This window comes from Vibrio sp. TRT 29B02, assembly GCF_050113655.1.
In the GTDB taxonomy this organism is placed as follows: Bacteria; Pseudomonadota; Gammaproteobacteria; order Enterobacterales; family Vibrionaceae; genus Vibrio.
In genome coordinates this window covers 19,068-42,122 of record NZ_JBNJOJ010000025.1, presented here as the reverse complement: position 1 = coordinate 42,122, position 23,055 = coordinate 19,068, and the positions used below count along the sequence as shown (strand labels likewise).

The following is a 23,055-nucleotide window of genomic DNA, read 5'->3' as shown; positions in this document are numbered from 1 at the left end:
TGGTATACGTTCGCTACTTTCAGCTAATTTTTTGTCGTTATGGTAAGTAAGAAAATTCAAAGTATTGAACTCGGTCGGGTGATCGCTATTTTGGCGATTGCCGCCATGCATTGTCAGATGTTTTTAACCTATTGGCAGTTCGATGAAACCCCTTGGGTAGGATATGTGTTTAATCAGTCTACTCGTTTCGCTGTGCCACTGTTTTTCCTTATATCTGGTTACTTGATCCAACCCAAGCTAGTGGCAACACCGCTAGAAACATTACAACGTTATGCCTCCCCGCTTTTGCGTGTATTCATTGTCTGGAGTGTTATCACTTTAGTGATGCCTTTTAATCTAGGTACAGTGGCAGAATCTGGGTATCTGGCCGAGCGTCAAGGGTATTGGGGCTATCTGGCACAATCACCTCTTAACTCCCTGCTTGAAGGCGGCCTCGTTCACCTGTGGTTTATTCCAGCATTAATCTGTGCTGCGGCCATTGCGGCATTACTGGCTAAGTTCAACAAGCTGGCACTGTTTATCCCTATCGGTGCCGCTTTATACCTTTACGGCGTGCTGGCGGGCAGTTACCAAACGGTGACTGAACTACCGACTCCCTTTTTCACTCGCAATGGGCCGTTTTTTAGCACCTTGTTGTTTGCGATCGGCTTTGAGATACGTCAGCGCGGCCTGTCGATGACAGCCAAGCAGGCTTTGCTGCTTGCATTTATCGGTATGGCGTTACATTTTTTTGAGGCTTGGCAGCTCACTCGTTTTGACCAGCCCTTTAACGCAAATGACTACCTGTTCGGCACCTTCGTTTGGGGAACAGGCTGCTTTATGTGGCTATTAGCGAAGCCAAACTTTGGGGCGGGACGCTGGCTAACTGCTCAGTCAAACTCCGTGTTACCACTCTATGTTGCGCACCTGCCGATGATCATCGTGATGATGAATATCGCGGGTATGCTGTCATTAACAGGGTTTGCAAAAGATATGCTGTTGCTATTTGGCGCAACAGTCCTGACATTCTTATTGGTAAAAGGGTTGGAGAGAACACCTCTCTACCGTTTTTTATTCAGATAACTCCCCAACAAAAAAGCGATGGTGATGACCATCGCTTTTCGTTTGCTGCACCGGTGGCTAAAGCACTACCACATTTTGTCGAAAGGTAAGTGAATGATATTGAGCACAATCAGTGCTGCCATAGCCAGAAACGTCAATTTCATTCCGCCAATACGTCCTTTTAGCCTATCCGCTAAGATACCTTTGGCATGCATCACTCGACCTACTACAAATACCACGCCACATAAGTGAATCAGCCATACCCTTGCACCATTGTATTCTAGCGTCGCCATCATGATCAGCGTAATGGGAATATAATCGACGGCATTGCTATGGGCACTGCGCGCAATAGTGAGCGCATCAACACCACCATCAGAGTACTTTACCTGTGCTTTGCGCCGTTGCTTGATGACCTGAATCGATAGCCAAATCATCAATGATGCGAGAATCGCTGCGTACAACGCTGTAATCATAAGTTCTCTCCTTGAGCTTGAAATTGAGTTGCGCATTGCTCGTCTGCACAGCATTCATCTTGGAGGAATCCAATGACATCTTCGAGACATTTGTAGTCTGTCACACAGTAAAGTGTTCGTCCTTCACGGCGTTGACTAATTAATCCTACTGACGCCAAACTTGAAATATGGTGAGACAGAGTCGACCCTGGTATCGCCAATTTCTCTTGCAATGCACCCACGGCAATGCCTTGGTAACCAGCTTTTACAACACTTTTATAGATGGATAGACGCACCGGATGACCGAGTTCTTTAAGCGCCTTCGCAGCCATTTCAAGATCCATGGAAGACTCCAATAAAAAAACAGACATTTCCAAAATAATCGAACTATTGATAAATAGCAATCATTGATCGTTCATTGCCCCTCATTTGTATAACCAAGGTCGCGCTTTAGAGACAATCCGAGTGTCATTGCTTGTACCTACTAATCAAAGACTTAGCTATCTTGATAGATTATATTTCGAATTTTATCGAAATATTTATTGATCTTTAGTTCTCCGATTCTATAATTCGAAAAAAATCGAAATATATTTAGAGTGACAGTACTATGAGTAACGAATTTATGATTATGGTAAGAGAAGCACTTAACATGTTTGCTTTTCTTGCCACTGAACTGGTGATCTTATTTTTGGTGATCAGCTACTTTGTGGGTGTTTTGCAGGCGTTTCTAACCCCACAAAAGATCCAAGCAATCTTGAGTTCACGTAATGGAAAAGGCTACTTTATTGCTGCATTTTTAGGGGCAATTACACCATTTTGCTCATGTTCAACGATTCCCTTCCTTAAAGGTTTGCTAAGAGCTCGAGCAGGGTTCGGTCCAATGATGGTGTTCCTGTTTGGTAGCCCACTGCTGAATCCTGTGATAATCGGCCTGTTCGTGGTGACCTTTGGCTGGCAAGTTGCCTTGTTCTACTTTTCAGTCGCAATGGTGGTCTCTATTGTCGCCGGATACACCTTAGAAAAATTGGGCTTTGAGCGTTATGTAAAACCTGAGGCTTACCAATCTCAAGAGGCATCAAGCTGCGGCACGCGCTGCGAAGACAGCAAACCTGTCACTAATAAAACATCTTCATGTGCCCCTTCTGGCTGCAACGCGACTGCACCAGTCATGGTGAAAGAGAGCACAGCTTGTGGGAAAGACTCACTGCCCAACGTTGAAGTCACTTGCTGCGCTAGCAATGGCACTCTAACGGCAACAATGATGCCAACGAAGCAACCAAATCGTTGGATGAAAATCTGGTTGTCGACTTGGAAAGATTTTAAACAGGTCCTGCCTTACCTGATGCTAGGTGTCGCGATTGGTTCATTGATCTATGGATTCATCCCTACTGAGCTGATCGCGCACTACGCTGGCGCAGGTCAATGGTATGCGATCCCTGTTGCTGCCATCATTGGCATTCCACTCTATATTCGTGCAGAGGCTGTGATCCCTCTAAGTGCAGCGTTGGTTCAAAAGGGGATGGCGTTAGGTTCAGTAATGGCGTTAATTATCGGTAGTGCTGGGGCGAGTTTGACAGAAGTTATCTTGCTAAAATCTATCTTCAAAAATCAAATGATTGCCGCTTTCCTGACTGTGATTCTGGGTATGGCAATTGGCGCAGGCTTCTTGTATAGCTTCATCTTTGGCTAGCTATCACTTGCAAAAAAGGCAGCCTTGGCTGCCTTTTTGAGGATAACGATGGAAACTAAAGCGCCATCTTTTTAACCATGCCCGCTTCAGCGTGACCGGCGATATTACAGGCTAGCTCTACATTGCTATCGCCATGGAAATGCCATAGCAGTTGCTTGGCTTTACCCGGCTCAACGGTCACTGAGTTTCCTGAGTCGTGCATATGACCTGCACTCATGGTTTTCATCATTTCACGGTGCTTCAGTTGCTCCTGTTCCGAGCCAATAGTGAACTCATGATTCATTTTGCCGGTGTTTAGCACAACAAACTGTACCACGTCGTTTGGCTCAATTTTCACGTCTTGTTTAAAGCGAATTTTCATATCATCACTTAAAAGCACGTGAACCACTTTGTCAGGTTTTGCGCCTTTTGCTGGCATGCCGACATCCGACATTCCTTCCATATTCATCATCATAGAGTGGTCCATTTTCGAAGCACCCATCTCACCATGATTCATATTAGCGTGATCAACATTTGCCTGTGCGCCCATCGCAGTAACGCTTAACATGATTGATAGTAGTGTCTTTTTCATTGTTCTTTCCTTAATTTCTAGTTTAGTTCAGCCTCAGAACATCCAGAGGCTGATCACGTCGTAGGGTTATTGTTTATTGGGTTGAGCAGCCACTTCTCGCTGCTTCCACAATTTAAAAATCGCTGGTAACACCAACAGAGTAAGCAGTAGTGCTGACGCCATACCACCAATCATCGGTGCGGCAATACGTTGCATCACTTCTGACCCCGTTCCTTGGCCGTACATAATCGGTATCAAGCCAATAATGACGGTCAGTACGGTCATCATTACAGGACGGACGCGGAGTCCCGCACCTTGGCGAATGGCGTTAGTGAGATCTTCCATTTGCAGTGGCTGTTGCTTATCCGAGGCGGCTAGTTTGGTGTAATGCCATGCCTGATTGAGGTAAACCAACATGATGACCCCAATCTCGACCGCGACACCGGCCAAGGCAATAAATCCAACCCCTACTGCTATCGAGAAGTTGTAGCCAAGGTAGTGCATCAGCCATAAGCCACCGACCATCGCAAGTGGCAAAGTCATCATGATGATCAGCACTTCGCCAATACGACGGAAGCTGAAGTAGAGCAGCAGCATGATGATGGCGATGGTGATTGGAACCACAACGCCCAAACGTTCTTTAGCGCGTTCCATGTATTCGTACTGTCCCGACCAAACCAGCGAGTAACCCGCAGGGAGCGCAAGCTGCTCAGCCACCGCCTGTTGTGCATCGGCAACATAAGAACCCAGATCTCGACCATCAATATCAACAAATACCCAACCATTTGGACGTGCGTTTTCGGTCTTGATCATCGGAGGGCCGTCTTCGTAACGAATATCAGCAACATCCGCCAGTGCGATACGAGCGCCGTTCGGCGTCACCAGAGGCAGGTTCTGCAATTTGACCACTGAATCACGGTAGTCTTGAGGATAACGAACGTTGATTGGATAGCGCTCTAACCCTTCAATGGTTTCTCCGACATTCATGCCACCGACTGCTGTGGAAACCACCTGCTGTACATCTTTGATACTTAGGCCATAACGGGCAGCTGCTCTGCGCTTGATATCAATGGTGACATAGCGACCACCAGCAACACGCTCAGCATAGACAGAGGCCGTCCCCGTCACCTGATTTAAGATAGGCTCTAACTGAGCACCAATTTTCTCAATTTCACTCAATTGTGGACCTGAGATCTTGATACCAATCGGAGTCTTAATCCCGGTCGCCAGCATGTCGATACGTGTTTTGATCGGCATAACCCATGCGTTAGTCAAACCAGGGAATTGAACCAGTTGATCAAACTCCCGACGTAGCGATTCCGTTGTGACCCCTTCACGCCATTGATCGCGCGGTTTCAACTGAATCACGGTTTCAATCATGGTGAGAGGTGCTGGGTCAGTCGCAGTGTCCGCTCGACCAATCTTGCCCCATGCAGTTTCCACTTCAGGAACGGTCATGATCAGCTTGTTGGTTTGTTGCAGTAGCTCACGTGCTTTACCTATCGAGATCCCTGGGTAAGTGGTCGGCATGTACATCAAATCTCCCTCATCCAAAGGAGGGATAAACTCACTGCCTAGCTTAGTTGTCGGATAGTAAGCCGATGCCATCAATGCCATTGCCAGCAGCAAAACACTTTTAGGGTATTTTAGGCTGAAGTTAAGCATAGGTTTGTAGAGCGCGATGAGTCCCCTATTGATTGGGTTTTTATCTTCAGGCAGCACTTTGCCTCGAATAAAATAGCCCATCAGCACTGGCACTAAGGTGATTGCCAGACCTGCTGCCGCAGCCATGGCGTAAGTTTTGGTGAAGGCGAGTGGCGAAAACATCTTGCCTTCCTGACCTTCCAGTGCAAACACAGGCACAAAGCTCAATGTGATAATCAACAATGAGAAGAACAATGGCGCACCCACTTCCTGAGCAGCATCACCAATCACCTGCCAACGATTCTTGTCCGTTAGCGGTGTGCGTTCTATATGTTTGTGCACGTTTTCGATCATGACGATCGCCCCATCAACCATGGCGCCGATGGCAATCGCAATCCCCCCCAGTGACATGATGTTGGCGTTGATGCCTTGCCAATGCATGATGATAAATGCAGATAAGATACCAACCGGTAAGCTCAAGGCGATGACGAGCGAAGAACGAATATGGAATAAAAACAGAGCGCAAACTATCGCCACGACGATGAACTCTTCCGCCAGTTTCTTCCACAAGTTTTCGACCGCCGAATCGATCAGTGTTGAACGGTCATAAGTCGCAACAATCTCAACCCCTTCCGGTAAGCTTCGCTGTAGCTCATTGAGCTTGTCTTTGACGTTCGCAATCACCTGACTGGCGTTCTCACCAAAACGCATCACGATCACGCCACCAACAGCTTCACCTTCACCGTTCAGTTCAGATATACCACGACGCATTTGCGGCCCGATGTTGATGTCGGCAATATCACCAAGCAGCAACGGGGTACCTTTTTTGGTCACTTTTAGTGGCAGTGCCTGAATATCTTCTATGCTCGATAGATAACCAGTGGTGCGAACCATATGCTCAGCTTCGGCCACTTCAACCACTGATGCGCCCGTCTCTTGGTTACCATTTTGAATCGCCATATTGACTTGTTGCAGGGTAAGGTCATAGGCACGCAGCTTGGCAGGGTCAATTTGCACCTGATACTGCTTGACCATACCGCCAACGGTAGCGACTTCAGATACACCCGCTACGGTTTGCAGCTCATATTTGAGGAACCAGTCCTGCAAACTACGAAGTTGTGCTAAATCGTGCTGACCTGTTTTATCCTGTAAAACGTAGCTGTAGACCCAGCCAACCCCTGTCGCATCTGGACCTAACGTCGGCTTGGCACTGGCAGGCAAGTTAGGAGCGACTTGACTCAAGTACTCTAAAACTCGCGAACGTGCCCAATACATGTCGGTATCATCGTTAAAAATAATGTAAACATACGAGTCACCGAAAAATGAGTAACCGCGTACCGTTTCCGCGCCCGGCACAGCCAGCATGGCTGTTGTTAAGGGATAGGTAACTTGATCTTCAACCACTTGTGGAGCCTGTCCCGGATAGCTGGTCTTAATGATCACCTGCACATCAGAGAGATCTGGAATCGCATCCACTGGCGTATTTTTTACACTGTAAAGACCCGCAAAGATCAGTGCGGCAGTCGCCAGCAATACCAGTAAACGATTACTGATCGACCAACGGATAATGGCACCAATCATAATGCCTCCTTAGCGCGAACCAGTTGCTTCAATTGATAATCGGTGCCTTCTTTAGCCACTAGAAATCGAACTTTCTCACCTTCCTCAAAACCAGAAAGGTCCACTTCATCTCCAACAGAAAAGTTCATTTCACCCGCTTGCCAGCTCCACTCGGCGACAGGAAGATGCTTTAGAGTGATCATATTAAAATCGGCCATCAGCATCGATATATCACCACTCATCCAAACTTCAGCCGCAACAAGGCCATCGCCAATCTTGTAGTCGACGATCTGATATTTGCCCTCGGGCGTCTTTTGCATTGCAAACTCCAACGCCTGCCCTTGCGCCAGCGCATCCATGTCAACGCCTTCCGCGAGATCAAAGTTCATCACCATGCCCGGCCAATTCCATTCAGGAACAGGCTGATGGCTGATCGTTAACATTCGGTGCTGTGCCATAACATCCGTTATTTCACCTTGCGCCCAAACCGTTTCAGCGGGTGCTTCTACACCGTTGATTCTTGACAGATCCGCACTTTGACTTGATTCAGAATCAAGCAGGAAGTGAGCCGAGGTGACGATCGCTTGCCCTTGTTCAAGCCCTTTAAGCACTTCGACTTTATCGCCTGCTTCACGACCGACTTCGATACGTGCAGAGCGATATTTTCCTTCACCCTCAGCCAGCACCACACGAGCCATGCCTCCAGAACGGATTACCGATGAGCGAGGAATGGTCAGCACTTTTTCGCTACTTACGGGTTTAAGAGCAACATTGGCAAACATATTCGGTTTCAATTCCCCGTGAGGATTTGGGAACTTCAGACGCACGCGCAGCGTTCGCGTATTAGGGTCAAGGATCGGATAGACATAGTCGACCTCACCCTGCCACTCACCACCAGGGATGGCATCAAGCGTCATCGACGCACTGCTGCCCTGCTTTATCCAGTGAGCCTGTCTCTCAAACACTTCAGCATCGACCCAAACCTCTTTCAGCGGTCCAGCACTAATGACTGCTTGAGCCGGAGATAGGTAGCCACCTTCACGAATATTCAGGCTAGCAATGACACCATCCGCTGGCGCTTTAATTTCGATGGTCTGCTGAGCCTGACCACGACGCACGATGTCACTGATTTGCGCCCTATCGACCCCAAGGGTGACTAATCGCTCGGTCGCCCCTTTAATCATGCCCTTGCGTTGAGTCTGATGGGCACTGAGTAACTCTTCTTGTGCTTTGATCAGTTCAGGAGAGTAAAGAGAAAACAGCACACTGCCTTTTTCAACTTTTTCACCGACCGCGTTGATATAGAGTTTTTCAACCCAGCCAGACACGCGTACGTTGGTCTGCCATAGGTTACTTTCATCAAAGGCGATATAACCAACCGTTTCAATACGAGGCGCAAGTTCTGCAAGTTCTACTTGTGCGGTTTTCACGCCTAGATTGTTCTCCACCGAGGGATCGATAGTAACGGTACCAGGCTGGCTTGCTCCGCCATTTTGGTCTTCTGCATAAACAGGGATAAGATCCATCCCCATCGGTGACTTACCCGGTTTATCACGCTTGTAGTTTGGATCCATCGGCGCAACCCAGTACAGAGGCTCACTGTTAGAGACAGATTCTGAAGCTTGCGCCACACTCATATCATGGTTTGCACTCGGCAAATACATGCTGGCCGCAAAGCCCAATACGCCACCCACTACTAAAGCCACGCTGGCTACTTTAAATGTCGTCATCTTCTGTTCCTTTAATTTTGAATGCGCTGAGCCGGAGGCGTAATCTGATATTCAAACCCTCCCAATAAGGCGGCTAACTGGCTGCTCACCCTATTCCAATCTGTCATTAGCCGTTCTAGTTCAAGCTGCAATGCCAACTCATCGGTCGTTGCAGAGATAACATCACTGAACTGTGCGGTATTGTTTTGATAGCCACGTTCCACCGCCTCAGTACGAGAAGAAGCTTGAGGAATTAAGCTAGATTGGTATCGTTCGATCCGTTCGTTTAAGTTAGAACGGTCATTGAGCAAGGCATTCGCTTGTGCATTCATTTGCGCTAACAGGGTATCTTTCTGAGATAACGCCGCCCCAACCTGATACTGAGCCGCGGCGAGGTTGTTGTCCTGACGGTTGCCAGTAAACAGAGGAATATCCATCGTCAGGTAAGCACTAACAAGATCCGAAGCTGGCTGTCCGTTCATACCGTTGGCCTGTCGATAGGCGTACATCACTTCAACGCCAAACTGTGGCGTATAAGCCTGCTCTGCCATCTCTACCTGAGTCTGATTAACTGACACATTCAGTTCGGCCATCTTGATCATCGGATGCTGATTGAGCAGCGGATACAGATGGTTTGACTGACCAGCCTGATCGAGTTTGCTATCTAACATCGCCCAGTCGAGTTGATTACTTGCCTTGAGGGAAGAGGCACTATCGAGCCACTGAGACCCGAGCCACTCCGAAAGCTGAGCCACAATTCGACTCTGTTGCTGGCGGTTGGCCTGTAGTTTCTCATCGAGCTTATTGACTTGAAGTTGCGCATTGAGCAAGTCTTGAGCTTCACTTTTGCCAATTGAATAATTGGTCTGAAGATATTGCTCCATCTCGACCATCAGGCGACGATTTTCATCCAGTAGTCGCTGTGCGTGTTGCAAATAGCCCAATTCTAGCCATAGCTGAGTCATCTGATTGGCGACTTCACGTTCTCTGACTTCTATTTGCGCCGTCAGACCATCCGCTTGCTGGTTTGCTTGCTTTTGCTTGAGCTCTAGCGTTGACCCGCGCTCAAACTGCTGCATCAAACCAACAGAGATGTTGGTCATAGGATCTTTATCGAACTGAAAGCTGTCTACGGGTAAGCCACCCACGCCGACTTTCAACTTGGGATCCATCAAAGTGGCACTGGCCATGCCATTTGCACGCATTGCTTGTGCCTTGGCGGAAAACTCGGTGCGGTTTCCATCTTGGGATAACGCCGCCTCTATCAGAGACGTCAGTTGTTTAGTTGCGACCTCTCTTTGACCCGCTTCATTTCCATTTTGATGAGCGAAAGCAAACGCAGGCAAAGTCGCCAAACTCGCACTGACTACCAGCGCGACGAATCTTGGTTCTAAATTCACAATAATTACTCATTGTTTGAAGACACAATTGAAACTCCTGAACAGGCTGAAAATACAGTCAGTACCAAGAGAAAAGAGTTGTAATTTAAGAACTAAGCGGAAGGTGGACGCAGGAAGCTTTGTGGACGCATGATCTTGTCACCAATGGTAAGCGGATAATGCAAAGCTAGCGAATAGGTAATATCACTCAGAGACTGAGTATGCTGGATAGGATAGAAGGTCGTCGAACAAGCAGAAACACAACAGCGATGCGGGCCATCATCTGAGCTAGAACAACTTATCGTATTTGTTGATGGTTGCTTATCGATTGAGTGTGAACTTCGAAGTTCCTCAACCAAAGAGTGACAATCCGTATTGTTTGTCTGTAAAGATTCAGGCTGGTCAGTGGCATGTTGCTGATGCGACATCTGCGTACTGGAGTCCATAGCAGACATCATCGAAACCATCGACGGAGAACTGGCGGCATAACTCGACATCAACATTGCAATAATGCTGAAAATCACAATCATTAATGATTTAAGTGGATGAGTCATGGCGTACCTTTATCTATGAACTTTGGATGTTAATCCTTACCCCTAGGTAAAGGTCAAGAGCTTATGGCAAGAAAAAAGGATTGGTGCAGCACCAATCCTCTCTAAATTCGTCGACGATTACTCGTAATCTGAAGCGTATGTCTCTTCATAAGTATGTGAGTAAAGTTCGAACAAGTTACCAAACGGGTCTTCTAGGTAGACCATTTTTGCTGGCTTGCTGTCGTCTTCTGGATGGTAGCGCATCACATCCATACGTACCTTACCACCAAATTTCTCAACTTTTTCCATCACACCTTCGAAGTCATCTGTTTGTAGACAAAAGTGGAAGATACCCAAGCGCGAGAAATCAACCTCATGACGTTCCTGACGCTCTTTCATTTCAAATAGTTCCACGCCGATGCCATCAGTTGTCACTAAGTGGGCGATGTTGAAACCTTTAAATCCTTCACCGAATACTGCGATACACATGCGACCAATCGCCGTCTCGCGTTCTTCAACAACTTTAGTATTGTTCATCACAATGCTAAGACCTAGAGCTTGAGTGTAGAACTCAACCGCTTGATCCATATCGCCAACCATGATGCCCACGTGATTCATTTTCATAATCTGCTCCAAATACATTTCATTTGTTTGTTTCGATGAGCAGAGTATATGGCGCGCAGAGAATTACTTGAAATTATCATTAATTATAAAAATAATAACAAAAATTTATAATAAATTCTCCACTACTTGGCTAGTGGGTCGTACTCATCCGCCTAGAAAGCAGCTTATTGACTGCCCAATCAAATCGGGGAACAGCAGCATAAACCGCCGCAACGAATACAACAGAGCCGACTAAATCGATAGGCCTATGCATACCTAACCACAATCGACTATAGGCAACAGCGACAGCCCAACAACCGAGTAAAGCCGCAAGTGTGTAGCGTTTATTGCTAACAAAGATACCACCAAAAAACGCTAAACAAATCGCCGCAAAAATCGTGTGTCCTGATGGAAATGAGTAGTCTTTTTCGCCCTGCCAGTGACGGGTTCTCCACTCGGTGACTTGTTGCGAAATCTCATCTATCACTTGAGATTTTTGCAAGGAGTCTAGTTTGTAGAAGTGTTCTGGTTTGGGGATGAGTAACTGATGCGCGAGCAACTCGGTGTATGGGCGTGGGCTTTCGGTCAAATGCTTTAAGCCCGTTTTAGCAGCAAAACCGATCACCAGAATAATCGCTAGTTGCACCATTTTATTAATGAATTCTGGATGGTTGCCTATTATTCGCCAAGTGATAAACACCAAAAGCGATAGTGAAAACAAAAAACCTGAAGAACCCGCAGAGTCAGTCAGTACGGTGAAAACTATCCCAGTAAAGTCATTCACTTCACTGAGTAGATCAATATGACTCACAATTAACGACATCGGCGCGATAACCAGCAAAAATGCCACAAGCAGCACCAGACCATCACGCTTATTTTTCAACAGATTTTTCACGATATAGATTCACAGCAGCACAAGAGGAGAAGGAATAGTAGTTTACTTCACTGGCAGAAATTATCAGTTCAATGTCAAATTGGTGAAAGTTAACTCACCTCCACCAATCCGATCACGCTTTGGGACTTTATCACTCATGCGGCTAGCGAACATTGACATGACCACAGAAGAAATGGTTTACAGGGCCATGTCCTTGCCCCACTTTAAGCTGATCTGCGTGAGAGATGGCTTGAGAGATATACTGTTTGCCGAGATACACCGCCTTATGTAGGCGATGACCCTGAGCTAAATAAGAGGCAATCGCTGATGAGAGAGTACACCCCGTGCCATGGGTATTTTTGGTTTCAATTCGTTTGGCGCTCAACACTTCGCTGCTGTTTTGCTCAATCAACAGATCGCTACTCTTATCAGTTTTCTTCAAGTGGCCACCTTTGAGTAATACCGCTTTAGCGCCTAGCGCTTTGAGTGCATCGATCGTCTCCGTCATCTGGCTTTCATTGTGAGGAATATCCCTCCCAGTCAAAGCGGCACATTCAGGCAAGTTCGGGGTAATCAAGTCCGCTAAAGGAAGGAGCTGCTGTTTCAATGTTTCGACCGCCGATTGGGCTAATAATGGGTCACCACTGGTTGCAACCATGACCGGATCCACCACTAAATACTTGGGTTGATAGTAACGAATTTTTCTCGCGACCATCGCGATGATATCAGCGTCCGCGAGCATTCCAACTTTGACAGCAACCACATTAAGATCGGAGAAAACAGCATCGAGTTGGCTCTCAATATGTTCGACAGGGATAGGATGAATGGCACTAACACCGAGTGTATTTTGCGAGGTAACCGCCGTAATGACTGAACAGGCATAACTGCCCGTCGCGGATATCGCCTTAATGTCGGCTTGGATACCAGCACCACCACCGCTATCTGAGCCGGCAATAGTGAGTACAATAGGTGGTGTGTCTTGAGAGTGTGGCATTTTGGCTCCTACAACAAGACGTACAAGAACCTATGGCGATGAGCAGAGAGAGCTCAATGAGCCGATTTCTCCATCGAATGCCAGTATGACGACCGAACGGTCGATATACATATAGTTCCCTACGCCAGTGCTAACTGAATCAGGTTCAACGGGTCTCGCTTTGCGATCTCAGCCTTAATCCTATTGGGCAGGCTCCCCGACTATTGGTCACAAATCATAACAATAAACTTTCACCGATTACATCAATTATTTATCCGTCAGATGGAGGGGGCGTCCATTGTGAACTATAGTAGTTTAGCTCACGTGAATAAGGAGAGAATTATGAGCCAGGAGGCACTACTATCTCGTTTGAACGAGCTACCAAGGATTCAAAAAATTCTTCAAGAACTGCTAGACATGGTGACCAAAGACGACGTCGACTTCAGACTTCTTGCCAATAAAATTGCCACCGATCAGGTCTTGAGCGCACGCTTACTCAGATTAGCCAACTCTGCGCATTTTGGCGGTAACAAAACGATATCCTCAGTCAACGAGGCACTGGTTCGCGTTGGTACTGCACCGGTGAGGACGTTAGTTGTGGTTTCAGTGCTGTCAGGGGTATTTCCTAAGCTACCAACCTTAGATATCAGTAAATACTGGGAAGAGACGTTTGAAGTTTCCATTATTGCCAGTAAGATCGCCAATGTGACCGATATGGATGGAGACGAAGCTTTTACCACAGGTATCTTGCACAATATCGGTGAACTGATGATCCATGCGCTGGTTCCAGAACAGGCCAAAATCATCACCGCTCGGGTAGAAGCAGGAGAAAATGCCATCGCAGTTCAGGAAGAAATTCTTGATATCACTGCGCCAACATTAGGAGCGAAGTTAGCCAAGAGCTGGCACTTCCCAGATGTCATGATCGACGCCATCGCCAATTTTGACCAACCACGCGATGCAGAGATTTCACCTAAAATGGCCACCACCTTACACTTTGCCCGTTCGATTCATCGCGATTGGGACAAGTTAGAAAGTGATGAGGGCAAGAGCCGATATCTTGCCGAGCATCCCGACTCACGCTTGCTCAATATCTCCACGTCATTTGCCTCGACCATAGATCAATTTCGCGGCAATGGAAAAGCGTTAGCGATAGAGCTCAACGCAGCGTAAATCGTACGGCGAGCCTAGGCTCGCTTCCCCTACCAAAACAATGTGTTATCACCTAAACTAGGTTAGATAATTTTTTGTTATGGACCGTATTGATGCTAAACCCTTCTTGGCTAAAAACATTTGTCACTTTGGTTGATACCGGCCACTTCACCAAAACCGCAGAAAAACTGTTTATGACGCAACCCGGTGTCAGTCAGCATATCAAAAAACTAGAACACATCTGCGGACATGCGTTAATCGAAAGACACAACAAAACATTTGTCGTCACAGAAGCGGGAAGGACAGTCTATGACTACGCCAACCAACTAGAATCTGAACAAAAAAAGATGTTGAGTTCACTTAGCCAAGACGATCCGTACAGTGGTCTGGTGTCTGTCTCTTGTTCGGGTTCACTGGCGTTACTGCTCTACCCTCATCTGCTCAATTTACAATGTAAACACCCAGAGCTGATTCCCCTGCTGGAAGCGGCTCCTCACCACAAAATCCTTGCCGACGTCATCAAGGGCGAGGTCGACTTGGGGATTGTGGCAAACGAGCCTACTGATCCACGTATTGATTCACATAAGTTTGGTTCTGAGCCGTTATGCCTGATGCTACCTAAAGAAAAGATGACCAAAAAACTCGATGAAAAAGCGCTTAAAGAGCTCGGACTGATCAGACACCCTGATGCCGAACACTACTTGTCGCTCTATTTTTCACGCTGCGGGGAAAGCCAACTTGCCGCGATCAATATCAATCAAATCCCGACGACGGGATACATCAATCAACTGAGTCAGATTTTATTGCCTGTCGCGCAAGGACATGGGTTTACTATCTTGCCTAAAAGCGCTCTAGAGGCTTTTCCACTCAAAGAGCAAATCGCAGTCTACCAGCCCAAAAGTGAAGTGATTGAAACTCTCTATCTGCTGACTAAACGACACCGACAAATTCCGGCTCGCTTTGACACCATTAGGCAAGTCATGAAAAATCAGTTGAATTAGTTGAGAGGGATAAAACGCAAAAAGGAGCCACTGGCTCCTTTTTCACGTGTTTTGTACTTTTCATCATTTACGCCTCGAGAACATCTTCACCAGACATCTCGGAGATCAGCAACAAATCGTCTTCATCGAGTTTCATTCCCAACACGGGGACACCATGTTGAACTATCCAACTGCAAAAGAATACGAATACGCCTAAAGCGACAAGACCAAGTGATAGCATAACCAAACCTCCTCCGTGGTTATCAACAAAGTATCGATAACTTGAAGATGTGACTTTTTGAGAAAGATAAAGCAAAAGGCCTACGGAAATACTTAGTTCTATTACGTTTGTCGATTCACTCTTAACGATGGGTTCGTTAAGCCCTGTGTGTCGATTTGGGTTCAGTTTATTCGTATTTACTTTGGGAGTTTACTCGATTCTCTACACCTTTAAGTTACTGAGATACCTTTTCAATATAGTGATACCGTACACGTGAAGCAACTATATTTAGTGGTGAATGAATAGATGATCACAAATTTTATGCCTACACATGCATAATTATCGCAAACTCGCCTGTAGCAACACAAAAACGGGGCACAAAGCCCCGTTTTAAAACCCAGTTTATGAGTGTTTATGCGCCAATCACGCCACCATCTTCTCGGGTAATCGCCATAATAGTTGAACGCGGTTTAGTGCTACCCCCGCCAGGGAAGTTCGAAGGTGCCCCATCTTCACCTGGGTGCTGAACACCAACAAACATGGTTTTATAGTCTGATGAAAAGGTAAGACCGGTAATCTCACAAGCAACTGGGCCAGTAAGGAAACGACGCACTTCGCCCGTCATAGGATCACCACACAACATTTGGTTGTTACCTTGACCCGCAAAATTTCCTTTGTTCGAGTAATTGCCGTCGGTTTGAATCCACAAGCGACCCGCGCTATCAAAACCAATACCATCAGGGCTGTTGAACATGTTATCTGCATTAATGTTGTCACTGCCTGCATACAGGCTACCCTGATGCACTTGTGGGTTACCGGCAATCAAGTAGAGATCCCATTCAAAATTGTCACTGATGTGAGATCCGTTCTTCGGCATCCAACGCACAATCTGACCATAGTGGTTTTCTTTACGCGGGTTAGGACCACCTACAGGCTGTCCCTCTTTAACACCACGGTTTTTGTTGTTGGTTAAGGTGCAGAATACATGCTTGTTATCTGGGTGAACCGCGACCCACTCAGGACGATCCATGGTTGTTGCCCCCACTTGCGTTGCCGCACGACGAGCAAAGATCATCACTTCAGCCTGATCCATAAAACCATTCTGCTTTGTTAGCCCATTTTTACCATGTGTAAGCTCGATCCACTGACCTTTACCGCGCAGTTGTTTATCATCCATCTCGAATTTCGCCACATACAATGTGCCTTCTTCAAGTAGATTGCGATTCGCTTGGTCATTACCCGGCTGGTATGTGTTCTTAGAAACAAATTTGTACAGGTGCTCACCACGCTCATCATCGCCTAGGTACACCACAACATGACCGCTGTCATCCACCAATAATGCAGCATTTTCATGTTTAAATCGGCCTAAAGCCGTGCGCTTCAGTGGGGTTGATGTAGGGTCATTCGGATCAATTTCTACTACCCAACCAAAACGGTGAGGTTCATTCGGGTGCTTGGCAACATCAAAACGCTCATCACTATCGTGCCATTGATACTTACTTGGTGCGGCTTTTACTCCGTAGCGTTTATGGTCAGCGCTAAGATCAGCACTCGCTCTAGTACCAAAGTAGCCATTGAAGTTCTCTTCACAAGTTAGGTATGTTCCCCAAGGCGTTTGACCATTCGCGCAGTTATTAAACGTGCCCAGCGGCTTCATTCCCGAAGGATCCAGCTCAGTTTTCATTAAATCATGACCAGCCGCAGGCCCGGTGAGTTTCATTTCAGTGTTGGCTGTAATTCTGCGGTTTCGCATGCCATTTTTATCCAGCTTCCACTCACCGCCTTTTCGAATGATTTCAAATACCGTAACACCGTGTGCAGCCTGAGCTTTTAACACATCGTCGGCAGTCATGGCTTTACCACCATGATCAAACAGTAGATCGTAATTGGTGTATTCATTATTTACCGCGATAACCGCTCGGTCTTCGCTAATAGGAAATAGGCTCATCCCATCCGTGTTATCACCAAACTGACGCAATTGAGCCTTAGAACCTTGCTTACCACTCGGGTCAAACTCAGGGGCATCTGGGAAAATAGGGTCTCCCCACGACAGCAGCGGCGTTGCTTTGTACCCTTTAGGTACAATAAACGCATCGGCCGTCGAAGCAGGAACCGCTTCAAAGTTGAGCAGTGAACTGTCGTTGTTAGCGGCAAAAGCTTTAGTAATTGGGTTTAGTGAAAGAAATGCACTTGCACTAACGGCTGCGGTACCAGCTAAAAAACGACGACGTGATAAACACGCGTCGATCATTTGGCTGAATTGAGAATCCTGACTGTCACGATCCCACATTGCTGACTCCTTGCTTGAGTAGTTTTTATCTCTTTGGCGCAGATCGTAGATAGTCAGCATGACAAACAAGTTAAGCCATTGTTTCATATTGATTAATAAAAATAGACACAAAGAGTGAATTTACATTTCAACTTCATTAAAGTGCGCTATGGTTCACTTTTGACTGATAAATAGTGTAATACGTACAAAAAAATGTGATCAAAAACCTAGATCTTTTCAGATTTGGTAGCTACATTGTTGATTGTTCATGAGGAACTACATTCACATAAGCTCATTGAGGAGCATGTTTGTTTTTTAAGTGAGGGATTATCATGAAGAAAATGAGAAAAGCACAATTGCATCGCGTACGCATTCAATACTGGAAAGAGTCGAACAAAGACGCGAGCAAATCATCTTAATGTGCTAACCCACCGTACTAAGCTGGCTTAACCGCCAGCTTTTGTGTTTTTATCGCAATGAAAATTAGGCTGCTCTATGGCTGAAAGGAAACAGCTGAGTTAACTCATGCATGATGCTTTGCGTCTGTTTTGAGTAAAGATGTTTATCTTTATAACCCACCAATTGTACCTGACGCACCTTTCCGGAAATCAGTAACTGACGAATCATACGATTGACCATCTGCACATCCAATGCCGTTCCTTGCTCCAATCTCGAGACTGGGTAGAGGCAAGATAAGTCGATGTTAACTACCACATCATTACAGTGCGCTAAAAAGCTCGCCAACTGATTCTTGACTTGAAAACGATGACTGAAGCTGCATTCTTCACCCGTCATCCAATCACAACCTAAGTCTTCAGCGTATTCTAACAAACGCTCTGTATGCTGGTTAATATCAACCCCTAGGCAGAACAGACGACACTCATTGTAGCGAGCAAGAGCAAAATGGTATGCGCTGCCTTGAACGGGTTCTAGTGACGCCTTGAGTTCAAAGTCTCGACCAATATGAACAATGCCAAGCTCTTGTCTAGAGGAGTGCAACAGAGGCAACGAGTGGAGCAAGGTTTCACTGTTATTAGTAAACACAACTGGCAATGTCTCAGTGCCAAGGTAACGGCTCAACTGATGCTGGTATTTGGTCACTGGCTGAGCAGTAAGGTTGTAGTGCCCACCATTTAACCAGCTAAAACCATCCAGCTCTTCAATCCACTGATAAATCTCTTCCAAGCTTTGATCGGCCATTTCGAAATCCACCAGCTTCATCGGCTTGAGCTTTTCACTAACCGTGAGAAGAGCTAAACGATGAGACAACATCCCTGTGAGATTTTGATCTTTATTACGTCGAAATAGGCCAAACATATGAATTACCTTTCTGGGGGCAATGCCCTCGCTGCTTGAAGTACGTGAAGAATGATCCTCTGTTGATTTAATTGAACTCGATGAGCAGGAGCCATTACTGAAATTGCACCGATCAGTTTGGAGCCTTTCATTACTGGTGCGCTGATACCAGACACACCAGAGTCAATTTCTGAGGTACTAACGGCATATCCCTGATTGCGGATTTGCTCCAGTTCCAGCTTCCACTGTTCGTGGCGTTCTTGTTCCCCAAAATAGCGCAAGATTTTTTCACATCGCGTTGCTGGCATATAAGCCAACATAACTTTGGATGAGGCGCCTCGTAACAGGGGTTGACTTTGACCCTGGACGTAGCTGCAACGAAGCGCCTGCATGCTCTCTTTGCGACTCACACACAATGCTCTGTAACCAACAGGCACCATATAAGCCGCCATCTCACCCGTCTGTTTCTGTAATCGGTTCAACACTGCGTCAACGACATCTAAGTCGTGTTGACTCGTTTCATAACTGCGCATCAATAGCAGTGCTGCTGGACCGATGATCAAGGTTTTGTCATTTGGACTTTCCTCGATCAGATTCCACTCTTTTAGCAACTTCAAATGACGGTAAAGACTACTGATCGGTGTGCCTAATTGTTCACTCAACTGTTTGGCTGTGATCGGCTCATCATTGACCGCCACCTGCATTAATAGTTGAAGAACTTTTTCGTTAACCTGTCCGCTATTCTGTTTCATAGAGTTCACGCTATTGTTGTAGCGTTTTCGATTGATAGTGATCAAATTGTATTCTTACTTGGTAGGAATTTATAAACAAAATAATGCTACATTTCTTACTATGTGAGAATACAAAAAACTAAAGGCGATCATTTTCTCAGTGCATTTGTCGAACATCGGTGTGAATAAAAAGGAGCCTCATAACGGCTCCTTTTACTTGTATGGAATAATGTTTGGCTATTTCTGCGTAAGGCTAGCACCATGAGTGGCAATCACCTGTTGGTACCAGAAAAAACTCTTTTTGCGTTTTCGTTCTAAACTACCGTGTCCATCATCATGCCTATCAACGTAGATAAATCCGTATCGCTTGCTCATCTCGGCGGTTGAGTTGGCCACCAAATCAATGGGCCCCCAACTGGTGAATCCCATCAGCTCAACGCCATCTAACATCGCTTCGTGAGCCTGAACCAAATGATCATTGAGATAAGCGATTCGATAATCGTCATTGATTTGGCCGTTGTCATCGATTTCATCGCGAGCTCCAAGACCATTCTCCACCACAAATAATGGCTTTTGGTAGCGGTCGTACAAAAAGTTAAGCAGTATACGTAGCCCTTTCGGGTCGATGAGCCACCCCCACTGACTTTTTTCAAGGTAAGGATTCGGAACGCTGTCAACGATATTTCCCACCTCTTTGTGCTTAGGATCCGCACTCGCGCAGCCGCTGGCGTAATAACTAAATGAGATAAAATCGACACTCGCACTGGCTAACAACTCAAGATCTCCAGGTTGCATCTCAATCTCGATGCCTTGTTCACGGAAATATCTCAACATATAACCTGGGTACTTACCTCGCGTTTGGACATCACCAAAGAATAACCACTTGTTGTTCTCATGCATCGCTGCAATCACATCATCAGGATGACAGGTGAATGGGTAGTTAATCGCACCAAGCAGCATATTGCCTATCTTGCCATCTGGAATCACCTTGTGACACAGATTAACGGCTTTCGCGTTAGCCAGTAGTTGGTGGTGTATAGCTTGGTAAATCTGCTGTTGATTAGCCTCTTCAGCCAAGCCAACGCCAGTAAATGGCGCGTGAAGCGACATGTTAATCTCGTTGAACGTCAACCAAAGTTTGACTTTGTCTTTGTAACGTTCAAATACCGTGTGCGCATAACGCTCAAAAAAGGTGATCAATTCGCGGCTAGCCCAACCGCCATAGTTTTCGACTAACGCATAGGGCATCTCATAATGAGATAAGGTCACAAACGGCTGAATATTATGCTTAGCCAGTTGATCGAAAATCTTGTCGTAGTATGCCAGCCCCTGCTCATTTGGCTCTAGTTCATCGCCATTTGGATAGATACGCGTCCACGCAATAGAAAGCCGTAAGCAGTTGAATCCCATCTCATCGAATAGTTCAATATCCTGCGGATAACGATGGTAAAAATCGATCGCAACATCCTTGATTCCTTCACCACGTTGTTCACGACTTTGATGCGGGCTTAAAATGCCATTTGGCAACATATCAGAAGTTGATAACCCCTTGTTATCAGAGTTAAAAGCGCCTTCTACCTGATTGGCAGCGATCGCGCCACCCCAAAGAAAATTGGTCGGGAATGTGGTCATGTTCAGTTCCTAGTCCGTCGTTTATCTGCCCACCATTGTAGACCTAGCCTAGCCAAACAAATGAGGTCGGGATAATTAATTTATATTTCCTATTTTGTTGGCCTTTTTATGTAAGCTTTTGGCATTTTCGAGATCTTGACGGCACCTTTATCCAACCTCAAGGTTTATGCTTAGATTAGGATATTCACTAGAAGGTCATGTTTATGAACTACAAACATATTCTTGTTGCGCTTGAGCTTACTGACGAAAGTAAAGTGTTAGTCGATAAAGCGGTCTACTTGGCAAAACTGACGAATGCCGAGGTTTCATTTATCCATATTGATGGCTCTCACGGGGAGATTTACCCAGAAGTTGTCGACCTTCAAACCGAGACGAATCATCCGCCGTTTGGTGAGCACACCATTGAACAAATCCGCGCATTTGAATCGTACAGCGCATTCCCTATTAAGCACATCCTGCTTGGCTCGGGAGACCTAGCCGATAAATTAGCGAATACGATCGAAAATAATAACGTCGATCTCTTGCTTTGTGGTCACCACCACGATTTTTGGAGCAAAATTGTCTCTTACTCCAAACATTTAGTCGATGCATCTCCCGTTGATATCCTTGTGGTACCTATCTAGCCCTTTGTTGCTCCGCTCAACGTTGACAACGGGTCTCATAGCGAGGCCCGTTTTTAATTTTTATGCGTTTCTAACCGACTCCTTGCCACGCTGCATTATGGACAAAAAGTTCCATAGTGATTGGCAAATATCGCTATTTTTCCGTTAGTTATCATGACGTAAATTACCCTCATCAAGAGACGCTGACGGCAATTGGCGCCAATATAGAGAAAGTTAGGAGCCCATATGACTCATCCAATTATCAAAGATTTAGAAACTCGCTACACCGCTAAAAAATATGACGCGACCAAACGCATTTCAGCGCAGGATATCGAAACCATCAAGCAAGCGATCCACCTATCTGCTTCATCAATTAACTCGCAACCATGGAAATTTATCGTGCTAGAGAGTGATGAAGCAAAACAAAGATTTCACGACACGTTTGCCAATAAGTTTGCGTTTAATCAACCACACGCAAAAGAAGCATCACATACGATTTTGTTTGCCCATAACCCACGTTATACCAAAGAGCAGTACAAAAAAGTTGTCGATGCTGAAGTGACATCAGGTCATTTACCAGCAGAGCGATACAACGACATGCTAAATGGCGCATTCGGTTTTGCTGAACTGAATACCGATGAGGCAGGCTACAACGGAAATTGGACGAAAGCTCAAACTTACATTGCCCTAGGTAATACCTTACACACACTGGCACGCTTGGGGATTGCTTCGACACCAATGGAAGGGGTTGATGCAGAGCTAATCGGTGACGTATTCAAAGAAGAGCTAGACGGATACGTATGTGATTTTGCACTTGCAATGGGCTACCACAAAGAAGGTGAAGACTATAACCACGGTCTGCCAAAAGCTCGTTTGCCTATTGAAGACGTTATCACAACACTTTAAAGCATCGGAGCGGATACTATGGTGAAACGCACGATCGTTGCCAATATCACCGCTAAACCGCATGACTCACATTCAGTGAGCCACACAAAATCACAAGGCTTCCTTTAAGGAAGCCTTTTTGCTTCCATTCATCACGCTAATGACTATTTCATCTTGGACTCTAAAAACATGCGCGACCTAACATTTTAGGGCTAGCTCATAACAAGAAAATTATTTTGATGATCTGAGTCAATTTGAAGAGAGGATTAGTTTATCCAAT

General features: G+C 46.0%; 21 protein-coding genes and 1 riboswitch. Of the genes, 6 read left to right on the top strand and 15 right to left on the bottom strand.

Features of this window, described 5'->3' with window-relative positions:
- Nucleotides 1–39: 39 nt before the first annotated feature.
- Nucleotides 40–1,062 carry an acyltransferase gene (locus ACQEXT_RS15290; protein WP_426952866.1) on the top strand — a complete coding sequence of 341 codons (1,023 nt, stop codon included), beginning with the start codon at nucleotides 40–42 and terminating at the stop codon, nucleotides 1,060–1,062.
- A gap of 65 nt (nucleotides 1,063–1,127) precedes the next feature.
- Here the strand turns inward: ACQEXT_RS15290 and ACQEXT_RS15285 are convergent, their stop codons facing one another.
- A complete protein-coding gene (locus ACQEXT_RS15285; protein WP_426952865.1) occupies nucleotides 1,128–1,514 on the bottom strand; it encodes an MAPEG family protein in 387 nt (128 codons plus the stop codon).
- Nucleotides 1,511–1,837, bottom strand: a complete 327-nt coding sequence (locus tag ACQEXT_RS15280) for an ArsR/SmtB family transcription factor (RefSeq protein WP_269375269.1) — start codon at nucleotides 1,835–1,837, stop codon at nucleotides 1,511–1,513. The genes ACQEXT_RS15285 and ACQEXT_RS15280 overlap by 4 nt, the downstream gene beginning before the upstream one ends.
- 263 nt (nucleotides 1,838–2,100) lie before the next feature.
- Between ACQEXT_RS15280 and ACQEXT_RS15275 the strand changes: the two genes are divergently transcribed.
- Nucleotides 2,101–3,183: a permease gene (locus tag ACQEXT_RS15275; RefSeq protein ID WP_426952863.1), complete on the top strand. Its 1,083-nt coding sequence runs from the start codon at nucleotides 2,101–2,103 to the stop codon at nucleotides 3,181–3,183.
- Between the two features lie 55 nt (nucleotides 3,184–3,238).
- Here the strand turns inward: ACQEXT_RS15275 and copI are convergent, their stop codons facing one another.
- From copI to thiD, 8 genes are all read right to left on the bottom strand, one after another.
- Nucleotides 3,239–3,754: a copper-resistant cuproprotein CopI gene (gene copI, locus ACQEXT_RS15270; RefSeq protein ID WP_138973072.1), complete on the bottom strand. Its 516-nt coding sequence runs from the start codon at nucleotides 3,752–3,754 to the stop codon at nucleotides 3,239–3,241.
- Between the two features lie 66 nt (nucleotides 3,755–3,820).
- Nucleotides 3,821–6,958: an efflux RND transporter permease subunit gene (locus ACQEXT_RS15265; protein WP_426952860.1), complete on the bottom strand. Its 3,138-nt coding sequence runs from the start codon at nucleotides 6,956–6,958 to the stop codon at nucleotides 3,821–3,823.
- Nucleotides 6,955–8,667, bottom strand: a complete 1,713-nt coding sequence (locus ACQEXT_RS15260) for an efflux RND transporter periplasmic adaptor subunit (RefSeq protein ID WP_269375272.1) — start codon at nucleotides 8,665–8,667, stop codon at nucleotides 6,955–6,957. The genes ACQEXT_RS15265 and ACQEXT_RS15260 overlap by 4 nt, the downstream gene beginning before the upstream one ends.
- A gap of 11 nt (nucleotides 8,668–8,678) precedes the next feature.
- A complete protein-coding gene (locus ACQEXT_RS15255; protein ID WP_426952858.1) occupies nucleotides 8,679–10,046 on the bottom strand; it encodes a TolC family protein in 1,368 nt (455 codons plus the stop codon).
- A 92-nt stretch (nucleotides 10,047–10,138) separates the two neighbouring features.
- Nucleotides 10,139–10,579: a hypothetical protein gene (locus tag ACQEXT_RS15250; protein WP_426952856.1), complete on the bottom strand. Its 441-nt coding sequence runs from the start codon at nucleotides 10,577–10,579 to the stop codon at nucleotides 10,139–10,141.
- A gap of 117 nt (nucleotides 10,580–10,696) precedes the next feature.
- Nucleotides 10,697–11,182 (bottom strand): VOC family protein, encoded by a 486-nt coding sequence (locus ACQEXT_RS15245; RefSeq protein ID WP_426952854.1) that lies wholly within the window; start codon nucleotides 11,180–11,182, stop codon nucleotides 10,697–10,699.
- Between the two features lie 130 nt (nucleotides 11,183–11,312).
- Nucleotides 11,313–12,056 carry a phosphatase PAP2 family protein gene (locus ACQEXT_RS15240; protein WP_426952852.1) on the bottom strand — a complete coding sequence of 248 codons (744 nt, stop codon included), beginning with the start codon at nucleotides 12,054–12,056 and terminating at the stop codon, nucleotides 11,313–11,315.
- A gap of 142 nt (nucleotides 12,057–12,198) precedes the next feature.
- The gene (thiD, locus tag ACQEXT_RS15235; RefSeq protein ID WP_426952850.1) at nucleotides 12,199–13,029 is read right to left on the bottom strand and encodes a bifunctional hydroxymethylpyrimidine kinase/phosphomethylpyrimidine kinase; all 831 of its coding nucleotides are present in this window, start codon (nucleotides 13,027–13,029) and stop codon (nucleotides 12,199–12,201) included.
- Between the two features lie 99 nt (nucleotides 13,030–13,128).
- Nucleotides 13,129–13,238, bottom strand: a riboswitch (TPP riboswitch).
- Nucleotides 13,239–13,350: 112 nt separating this feature from the next.
- On the opposite strand from thiD, the gene ACQEXT_RS15230 reads away from it, so the two are divergent.
- On the top strand, nucleotides 13,351–14,181 hold the full coding sequence (locus ACQEXT_RS15230; RefSeq protein WP_331418069.1) for an HDOD domain-containing protein: 831 nt from the start codon (nucleotides 13,351–13,353) through the stop codon (nucleotides 14,179–14,181).
- A gap of 92 nt (nucleotides 14,182–14,273) precedes the next feature.
- Nucleotides 14,274–15,161, top strand: coding sequence for a LysR family transcriptional regulator (locus ACQEXT_RS15225; RefSeq protein ID WP_138973041.1), 888 nt, complete (start codon nucleotides 14,274–14,276; stop codon nucleotides 15,159–15,161).
- 67 nt (nucleotides 15,162–15,228) lie between these two features.
- On the opposite strand, the gene ACQEXT_RS15220 is transcribed toward ACQEXT_RS15225, so the two are convergent.
- The 5 genes from ACQEXT_RS15220 to ACQEXT_RS15200 form a co-directional block, all read right to left on the bottom strand.
- Complete coding sequence (locus tag ACQEXT_RS15220; RefSeq protein ID WP_171052237.1) at nucleotides 15,229–15,381, bottom strand: hypothetical protein; 153 nt, start codon at nucleotides 15,379–15,381, stop codon at nucleotides 15,229–15,231.
- A 391-nt stretch (nucleotides 15,382–15,772) separates the two neighbouring features.
- Nucleotides 15,773–17,650 (bottom strand): PhoX family protein, encoded by a 1,878-nt coding sequence (locus ACQEXT_RS15215; protein WP_426952903.1) that lies wholly within the window; start codon nucleotides 17,648–17,650, stop codon nucleotides 15,773–15,775.
- A 462-nt stretch (nucleotides 17,651–18,112) separates the two neighbouring features.
- Entirely contained in the window at nucleotides 18,113–18,946 is an 834-nt protein-coding gene (locus tag ACQEXT_RS15210; RefSeq protein WP_138973042.1) for an arginase, read from the bottom strand.
- A gap of 5 nt (nucleotides 18,947–18,951) precedes the next feature.
- On the bottom strand, nucleotides 18,952–19,677 hold the full coding sequence (locus ACQEXT_RS15205) for an IclR family transcriptional regulator (protein ID WP_419723629.1): 726 nt from the start codon (nucleotides 19,675–19,677) through the stop codon (nucleotides 18,952–18,954).
- A gap of 216 nt (nucleotides 19,678–19,893) precedes the next feature.
- Complete coding sequence (locus tag ACQEXT_RS15200) at nucleotides 19,894–21,288, bottom strand: glycoside hydrolase family 1 protein (protein ID WP_426952847.1); 1,395 nt, start codon at nucleotides 21,286–21,288, stop codon at nucleotides 19,894–19,896.
- A gap of 203 nt (nucleotides 21,289–21,491) precedes the next feature.
- Between ACQEXT_RS15200 and ACQEXT_RS15195 the strand changes: the two genes are divergently transcribed.
- The gene (locus ACQEXT_RS15195; protein WP_426952845.1) at nucleotides 21,492–21,911 is read left to right on the top strand and encodes a universal stress protein; all 420 of its coding nucleotides are present in this window, start codon (nucleotides 21,492–21,494) and stop codon (nucleotides 21,909–21,911) included.
- A gap of 225 nt (nucleotides 21,912–22,136) precedes the next feature.
- On the top strand, nucleotides 22,137–22,796 hold the full coding sequence (locus ACQEXT_RS15190) for a nitroreductase family protein (protein WP_269375283.1): 660 nt from the start codon (nucleotides 22,137–22,139) through the stop codon (nucleotides 22,794–22,796).
- Nucleotides 22,797–23,055 lie beyond the last annotated feature (259 nt).

Bases quoted from the DNA above. Each gene is read 5' to 3' on its own strand.
- ACQEXT_RS15225 (WP_138973041.1), top strand. From the start codon at position 14,274: ATGCTAAACCCTTCTTGGCTAAAAACATTTGTCACTTTGGTTGATACC.
- thiD (WP_426952850.1), bottom strand. From the start codon at position 13,029: ATGCCACACTCTCAAGACACACCACCTATTGTACTCACTATTGCCGGC.
- copI (WP_138973072.1), bottom strand. From the start codon at position 3,754: ATGAAAAAGACACTACTATCAATCATGTTAAGCGTTACTGCGATGGGC.
- ACQEXT_RS15280 (WP_269375269.1), bottom strand. From the start codon at position 1,837: ATGGATCTTGAAATGGCTGCGAAGGCGCTTAAAGAACTCGGTCATCCG.
- ACQEXT_RS15250 (WP_426952856.1), bottom strand. From the start codon at position 10,579: ATGACTCATCCACTTAAATCATTAATGATTGTGATTTTCAGCATTATT.
- ACQEXT_RS15200 (WP_426952847.1), bottom strand. From the start codon at position 21,288: ATGACCACATTCCCGACCAATTTTCTTTGGGGTGGCGCGATCGCTGCC.
- ACQEXT_RS15210 (WP_138973042.1), bottom strand. From the start codon at position 18,946: ATGTTTGGCCTATTTCGACGTAATAAAGATCAAAATCTCACAGGGATG.
- ACQEXT_RS15245 (WP_426952854.1), bottom strand. From the start codon at position 11,182: ATGAAAATGAATCACGTGGGCATCATGGTTGGCGATATGGATCAAGCG.
- ACQEXT_RS15230 (WP_331418069.1), top strand. From the start codon at position 13,351: ATGAGCCAGGAGGCACTACTATCTCGTTTGAACGAGCTACCAAGGATT.
- ACQEXT_RS15285 (WP_426952865.1), bottom strand. From the start codon at position 1,514: ATGATTACAGCGTTGTACGCAGCGATTCTCGCATCATTGATGATTTGG.
- ACQEXT_RS15290 (WP_426952866.1), top strand. From the start codon at position 40: ATGGTAAGTAAGAAAATTCAAAGTATTGAACTCGGTCGGGTGATCGCT.
- ACQEXT_RS15205 (WP_419723629.1), bottom strand. From the start codon at position 19,677: ATGAAACAGAATAGCGGACAGGTTAACGAAAAAGTTCTTCAACTATTA.
- ACQEXT_RS15220 (WP_171052237.1), bottom strand. From the start codon at position 15,381: ATGCTATCACTTGGTCTTGTCGCTTTAGGCGTATTCGTATTCTTTTGC.
- ACQEXT_RS15275 (WP_426952863.1), top strand. From the start codon at position 2,101: ATGAGTAACGAATTTATGATTATGGTAAGAGAAGCACTTAACATGTTT.
- ACQEXT_RS15260 (WP_269375272.1), bottom strand. From the start codon at position 8,667: ATGACGACATTTAAAGTAGCCAGCGTGGCTTTAGTAGTGGGTGGCGTA.
- ACQEXT_RS15195 (WP_426952845.1), top strand. From the start codon at position 21,492: ATGAACTACAAACATATTCTTGTTGCGCTTGAGCTTACTGACGAAAGT.
- ACQEXT_RS15265 (WP_426952860.1), bottom strand. From the start codon at position 6,958: ATGATTGGTGCCATTATCCGTTGGTCGATCAGTAATCGTTTACTGGTA.
- ACQEXT_RS15190 (WP_269375283.1), top strand. From the start codon at position 22,137: ATGACTCATCCAATTATCAAAGATTTAGAAACTCGCTACACCGCTAAA.
- ACQEXT_RS15215 (WP_426952903.1), bottom strand. From the start codon at position 17,650: ATGTGGGATCGTGACAGTCAGGATTCTCAATTCAGCCAAATGATCGAC.